We start from the raw sequence: 6,744 nt of genomic DNA, 5'->3' as shown, positions 1-6,744 counted from the left end.
TTCCGAAGAACCTCGCTCTTTCGAGCGGTCGCTCACTCTCAGAAAACTGACTGGCTACGTCCGAAGACATAACCAACATGTTTTACTGTGCGAGCACTTTATAACTTGTAAGCTAAAAGACCGAAGTCTTCCGCATCCGCTATCAAGCGCCCACACTTATCGGTTGTTTGTTTGTTAAAGAACTGGCCGCGGTTCGCTTTGCTTACCGCGTCGCTGCATTGTCTGCAGCAGAGAAACGAGATTATGAAGCGTGATCATCGTTTCGTCAACAGGTTTCGCAAACTTTCTTTGCTGCGGCCGGCGCCTGAACACGGCTCGCCAACCTCCCCTGCCAACCCCCGCAACCCTTGTCCCGTCTGCGTTGCAGCGGTCTTTGTGTGGCGAAAGGGGGCGAATCTTAAGGGACTCCGCCGGTCCTGGCAAGGCTTTTCGGAAATTTCTTCAATACCGTTCATGACGCCCGTATGAAGCCGCGCCGGGAACCCGGAAAAGAGGTGATTTCGGCACTGGCACAGCGCCATCGCCATCGCCATCGCCATCGCCATCGCCATCGCCATCGCCATCGCCATGCCCTGTTCCCGCTACCCCTATCTATTAGATATTAGAATCGACGGATGCCCGACCTCCCCATCTATCAGCTCCCGCACCAGGCAGCGAATACCCCGCGCCACCTGGATGCGCAGGCGCTGGCCGCCGCACTGTCCCGCCCCATCGTCTTTGTCGACCTGGAAACCACCGGTGCCGACGCCACCCGCGACCGCATTACCGAGATTGGCGTGGTGGAAGTGGGCCCGGACGGGATCGTGGAGTGGGACACCCTGGTCGATCCCGGTATCGGCATCCCACCATTCATCCAGCAACTGACTGGCATTACCGACGACATGGTGTGCGGCCAGCCGAGCTTCGAGTCGCTGGCGGAAACCCTGGCGGAACGGCTGCAGGGCAAGCTCTTCGTCGCCCACAATGCACGCTTCGATTATGGATTCCTGAAAAACGAGTTCCGCCGCGCCGGTGTGACCTTTCGGGCCGACGTATTGTGCACCGTACGCCTGTCGCGTTCGCTGTTCCCCTCGGTGGCGCGCCACGGCCTGGACGCGCTGATCGCCCGCTTCGAGCTGCAACCCAAGGGCCGCCACCGCGCCCTGGCGGATGCCGAGCTGCTGTGGCAGTTCTGGCAGAAGATCCACGGTTTGTATACGGTGAATCTGGTCGAGGCTGCCGTGCGGTCGCTGGTGAAGCGCGCGAGCCTGCCCGCCGGGCTGGAAGAAACCGCCCTGGACGACGTTCCCGACACCGCCGGGGTGTACCTGTTCTATGGCGATCAGGATATGCCTCTCTATATAGGGAAGAGCATCCACCTCCGCCAGCGCATCGGCGCGCACTTCTCCGGCGACCATCGGGCCGCGCTGGAAATGCGGCTGGCGCGCGCGGTGCGCCGGGTCGAGTGGCGGGAGACCGGCGGCGAAGCCGGTGCGCTGCTGCTGGAGGCCCACCTGATCAAGACGCTGCAGCCGCTGCACAACCAGATGCTGCGCCAGAACGCGGGGCTGTTCGCCTGGGAACTGGCACCCGGACTGAGCGCGCCAATACTACGCTCGGACCGCGACACCGACTTCAGCCGCCATCCCAATCTGTATGGCGTCTTTCCCAGCCGGGCGAGCGCCGAAGCGCGCCTGGCTGAACTGGCGCAAACCCATCAGCTCTGCCAGGCCACGCTGGCGCTGGAGAAAGCCGCACGGCGCGGTTCGCCCTGCTTCGCCCGTCAACTGCACCGCTGTCTGGGCGCATGCACAGGCGACGAGCCACTGGCAGCCCACCGCGAACGCATGGCCGCGGCGCTGGCCGGGCTGGCCATCCAGCCCTGGCCATTCGCCGGCGCGGTAGCATGGCGCGAACAGGATGACGCAAAAGCGTGGTGGCATATCCTGGAAGACTGGGGCTACCTGGGTTCGGTAGCCACGCTCGAGGACGCGCCCAGCCTGCTGGTTGCGCCAGCCCGCTTCGATCTGGATACCTACCAGATCCTGGCGCCGAGGGCGGCGGGACTGCTTGCCAGCGCCGTTCCGCTGGAATCGGTTCGGCAGTTTGAATTGCGCTCGCCAGCGGCGCCACGGCAGGAGGCCGGGCCGAGGCCGGAACCCGCCCCGGTGACCACAACGGGTCCACGCCGGAACCGGCCGCCCAACCCGGACCAGCAGCTCCTGTCTTTCATCGAACCTTAGCCCGGAAGCAACCATCGGAGCACTGCCATGGCTGACCAGCGCGACTATCTCACCCTCGGGATCGATATCGACTTGCCAGCCGCAGCGGTGTCTGCGTTTCTCGCCGTCCCCGAGAACTTTCAGCTGTGGGCCAGCGGCCTTGGAGAACTCTCGCGCCAGGCGGATGGCAGCTGGATCGCGCGCATGCCCCAGGGCGCAATGCGCGTCCGGTTCACCCCCGCCAATCCCTACGGGATTGCCGACCACTATGTGCAGCCAGCCGAGGGGAACGAGATCTATGTTCCCATGCGCGTGATCGCCAACGGCAGCGGCGCCACGCTGCTCTTCACGCTGTTCCGCTATCCCGGCGTCACCGATGCCCAGCTGCAGGCGGATGCCGATTGGGTCCGCCGCGATCTGGCCACTCTCAAAGCGCTGCTCGAACAAGCGCCATAGTCAAAGCGATACTCCCGCCTTCCGGCAGAAAAACGGTATACCAAATCATGAAAAACACGCCCTTCAGCGGTGCGTGAATTGGCGCATCACGCCCCCTCGCATCCCGTTTTTTTTTGCCAAAAACTATTGCATTGCACCAAAAAGCGGCGCAGCAGGCCACGTCTCACATTTGTCTTGCTCTTCGTAAAATTGTGAATATAGTATACCGATTTTCGCGGTAGGCAAAACAAGCGCAAGCTCGTGCGCCCTTGGCCACAGCCCCCAACCGGAGTGCAGCGTGACGCGGCAAGACATAGCAAGCACCGATTCCTGGCAGCCCGACGACGCGTGCTTCCTGTCTGTACGGGAAGCAGCCGATCTTCTGGCCCAAGGCCGCGCCAGCGCGCAAGACCTGGTGAACTGGTGCGAGACCGCCTATGCCGCGGCTCACAGCCAGGTCAACGCCATCGTCCTGGCGGACTTTGCCGCTGCGCGCGTGGCCGCCAGCGCCAGCGATCTGCGCCGGCACCGCGGCCAACCGTTGGGAGCGCTGGACGGCATTCCTTTCTCCATCAAGGAGTCCTTCGATGTCGCCGGCTGGCCCACTACCTGTGGCAGCCCGGACCAGCGCAACAACATCGCGGCCAGCGACGCCGCCGTGGTCGAGCGCCTGCGGGCCGCCGGCGCGGTACTGCTGGGCAAGACCAATGTCCCGATCGGGCTGCGCGACTGGCAAAGCTACAACGCCGTCTACGGCACCACCCGCAATCCGCATGACCCCACCCGCACACCGGGCGGCTCGTCCGGCGGCAGCGCCGCCGCGGTCTGTGCGGGCATGAGCTTTTTCGACGTGGGTTCTGACATCGGCTCTTCGCTGCGCAACCCGGCGCATTACTGCGGGGTGTTCTCGCACAAGAGCAGCCACGGCCTAGTGCCGCTGCGCGGCCATGGCATCGGCCACGGCTATGGTGAGCAGGACATCAATGTGGCGGGACCACTGGCGCGCAGCGCGCATGACCTCGAATTGCTGCTACAGACACTGGCCGGACCCGACGGTAGCGAAGCGCTGGCCTATCGCCTGGCGCTGCCGCCCTGCAACAAGCGCACGCTGGCCGAATTCCGCGTCGCCGTGCTGCCCACCCACCCGCTGTGCGAAGCCGATGCGGAAGTCAGCGATGAGATCGAAAGCCTGGGCCGCTGGCTGGAGGGGCAAGGCGCCAAGGTGCGCTGGAACGTGCGCCCGGACTTCGATGCCGCCACGCTATGGCACACCTATGTGCTGATGCTGCGCGCCACGACCTCGGTCCATATGGACGACGCAAGCTTCGGCGCCGCGCTGGCGCGCGCGGCCACCGCCCCGGCCCAGGACCACGATTACGCCGCACTGCAGTTTGCCGGGGCCGGCATCCGTCATCGGCACTGGCTGCAACTGCAGCAGCAGCGGGCCACCTTCGCACGGGCCTGGCAACGCTTTTTCGACGACTACGACGTGCTGCTCTGCCCGGCCGCCGCTACTACGGCCTTCGTGCTCGACGAGGAAGGCGAGCCATGGCAGCGCAGGCTGGTGGTCAACGGCCGGGAGCAACCGCTCACCAGCCAGTTGTTCTGGGCAGGCCATTCCGGCCTGTGCGGCCTGCCCTCGACGGTGGCGCCGATCGGCCCGGGCCGCGGCGGCCTGCCGGTGGGTGTGCAGATCGTCGCCGGACGCTTCGCCGACCTGACCTCGCTCCGATTTGCCCAGTTGCTCGAAGCAGCGGGCTTTGCCTTCCGGCGGCCGCCGGTTTCCTCCCTTACGGTGCAACGCGCCCCGGCGCAATAAAACAACAACGCACCGCCCCCACAATTCGTAGGAGAGATGATGTTCGACTGGTTCAGGGACTTATCGAGAATGGAACGCAAGGGCTTCTACGGCGCGTTCCTGGGTCATGCGGTCGATGTGTTCGACTTCATGATCTATTCCTTTCTGATCTCGACGCTGCTGACCCAATGGGGCATGAGCAAGTCGACCGCCGGCGCCATCGTCACGTGGACGCTGGTGTCTTCGCTGGTAGGCGCCATCGGCGCGGGCATCCTGGCCGACCGCTACGGACGGGTGCGCGTGCTGCGCTGGACCATCGTGGTCTTCGCCTTCGCCTGCTTCCTGTGTGGGCTGGCCAATACCCCCGAGCAACTGCTGGTGTTCCGCATGCTGCAGGGCCTTGGCTTCGGCGGCGAATCCTCGCTGTGCATGGTGCTGGTGACGGAGATGATCCGCAACCCTGCCCACCGCGGCAAGTATTCGGGCTTCACCGCCAGCAGCTATTCCTTCGGCTGGGGCGCGGCGGCGATTGCCTATGCCATCACCTTCAGCGTGTTCCCTGCCGATACCGCCTGGCGCGTCTGCTTCTTCATGGGCATCCTGCCGGCGCTGGTGGTGGTCTACCTGCGCCGCAACCTGGAAGAGCCGGAAGTCTTCCTCAAGAGCCAGGCCGAACGCGCCGCGGGCAACGGCCCTTCCGCATGGCAGCAGCTGGCGCGCCTGGGCCGCCGGCCGCTGCTGGGCAAGACCGTGCTGTGCAGCCTGCTGTCGGGCGGCATGCTGGGTGCCTACTATGCGATCGCCACCTGGCTGCCGACCTTCCTCAAGACCGAACGAGGGCTGTCCGTGTTCGGCACCAGCTCCTACCTGGCGATGACGATCTTCGGTTCGCTGGCGGGCTACGTGGCCGGCGCCTATGCCACCGACCGCTGGGGCCGCCGCCTGACCTATATTGCCTTTGCCGCGGGCGCCTTCGTCATGGCGCTGGTCTATATGGTGATCCCGGTGTCGAACACATCGATGCTGTTCCTGGGTTTCCCGCTTGGCGTGCTGATGCAGGGCGTGTTCGCCGGCATCGGCGCCACCATCTCGGAGTCGTATCCCAACGATATCCGCGCCACTGGCTATGGTGTCTCGTACAACGTAGGGCGGGTGATCGGCTCGCTCTTCCCGCTGACGGTGGGATGGCTCAGCACCGGCCGCACCTCGCTGCCCCTGGCCATCGCCATCGTGGCCGGCGTGGGCTACGCCATGGTGATGGGCGCCGCCTTGCTGCTGCCGGAAACCAGCGGTATCGACCTGGGCCAGGCCGGTGGCGACGACTGCCAGCATGAACCGTCCACGGATGCGGACAAGATCGTGCTGGCGCCGACTGTGGGGAAACCCGCATAAGGGTGCCTAGGCCGCTTGCAGCAGAGCGGGGCGCTGGACTAGTCTGCCGCAGAGGGGGCACGCCTGTTCCCTTGGAGCCGTCATGTCCGCCGTTCGCCCCCGCCATCCCTTTGCGCCCCGTCTCCTGTTGCTGCCACTCGCGGCCATCTCCCTGAGCGCGTGCGCCGCAATCGAGCAAAGCGCCATGCAGCGCGTACTGGATTCCTGGCAATCCGCGCCAATCGAGCAGGCCAAGGCACAGTGGGGGCCGCCGCAATCCGTGCAAGCCGTGCCGGGCGGCACCGCCTACCTGTGGGTCGAGGACGTGCCGCCGGCGCGCGCCCCGGGCAGCGGCCCCCGCGATGCGCGCGCACCCACTTCGCCAGAACCTCCACTGTTGCCCGGCCAATGCCAGCGCCGCCTGATCGCCGGCCCGACCGGCCAGATCATCGGCGGCGACTGGTCCGGCAACGCCTGCTGCGTCACGACCACGATCGGGCGCTGCGGCGCACTGGTCAGAAGCAGCGCCGGCACCTGACACACACTGCGCGCAAGCGTGGCACGCAGAGCTGGTGCAGCGGATGCACCAAGCCAGTCTGTTATGCACCGGGCCAGCCGCCCCGCTCCGCTGGCCCGGGCATCTTTGCGCCGGGGGCACCACCGCCGCCGTTGGCACGGCCCTTGCTAAATAGCCTATCGAGTAGAAGCGGTTAACGCCGATGCGTCTCCCGCCCCAGGCGGGCGGATGCATACCGGCGTGGGACATTGCTCTCGCGGCCATACGGTCGCATGCCCGGGTAGCTCGCAGCGCGAGAAATCCGTGCGTTTGGATCCGGCCACCGGGCCGGGCACGAGAGAAAAGAGAGAGCGCCCACGATGTCCCCCATCCTCAAGCCCTTGTTCCATTTCGTAGTCGCCCGCCGTGGCAACGCCAGCGTT

Annotated in this window: 6 protein-coding genes; 5 read left to right on the top strand and 1 reads right to left on the bottom strand. The window is 65.5% G+C overall.

Features of this window, described 5'->3' with window-relative positions:
- Nucleotides 1–254 precede the first annotated feature (254 nt).
- Nucleotides 255–569, bottom strand: a complete 315-nt coding sequence (locus tag P3W85_RS00650) for a hypothetical protein (protein ID WP_276263350.1) — start codon at nt 567–569, stop codon at nt 255–257.
- A gap of 45 nt (nt 570–614) precedes the next feature.
- Here P3W85_RS00650 and P3W85_RS00645 point away from each other — a divergent pair, with 45 nt between their 5' ends.
- From P3W85_RS00645 to P3W85_RS00625, 5 genes are all read left to right on the top strand, one after another.
- Nucleotides 615–2,222: a 3'-5' exonuclease family protein gene (locus P3W85_RS00645; protein ID WP_276263349.1), complete on the top strand. Its 1,608-nt coding sequence runs from the start codon at nt 615–617 to the stop codon at nt 2,220–2,222.
- A 27-nt stretch (nt 2,223–2,249) separates the two neighbouring features.
- Nucleotides 2,250–2,657, top strand: coding sequence for a hypothetical protein (locus P3W85_RS00640; protein ID WP_017224466.1), 408 nt, complete (start codon nt 2,250–2,252; stop codon nt 2,655–2,657).
- 277 nt (nt 2,658–2,934) lie between these two features.
- Nucleotides 2,935–4,455 carry an amidase gene (locus P3W85_RS00635; protein ID WP_017224467.1) on the top strand — a complete coding sequence of 507 codons (1,521 nt, stop codon included), beginning with the start codon at nt 2,935–2,937 and terminating at the stop codon, nt 4,453–4,455.
- A 39-nt stretch (nt 4,456–4,494) separates the two neighbouring features.
- A complete protein-coding gene (locus P3W85_RS00630) occupies nt 4,495–5,826 on the top strand; it encodes an MFS transporter (RefSeq protein WP_035806183.1) in 1,332 nt (443 codons plus the stop codon).
- 82 nt (nt 5,827–5,908) lie between these two features.
- Nucleotides 5,909–6,343: a hypothetical protein gene (locus P3W85_RS00625; RefSeq protein ID WP_276263348.1), complete on the top strand. Its 435-nt coding sequence runs from the start codon at nt 5,909–5,911 to the stop codon at nt 6,341–6,343.
- The last annotated feature ends 401 nt before the right edge of the window (nt 6,344–6,744 follow it).

Origin of the sequence: Cupriavidus basilensis (assembly GCF_029335485.1) — a bacterium.
Taxonomy (GTDB): Bacteria; Pseudomonadota; Gammaproteobacteria; order Burkholderiales; family Burkholderiaceae; genus Cupriavidus; species Cupriavidus basilensis_E.
Note: the sequence above shows the minus strand (reverse complement) of the source record. Positions and strands in the feature narration are given on the sequence as shown.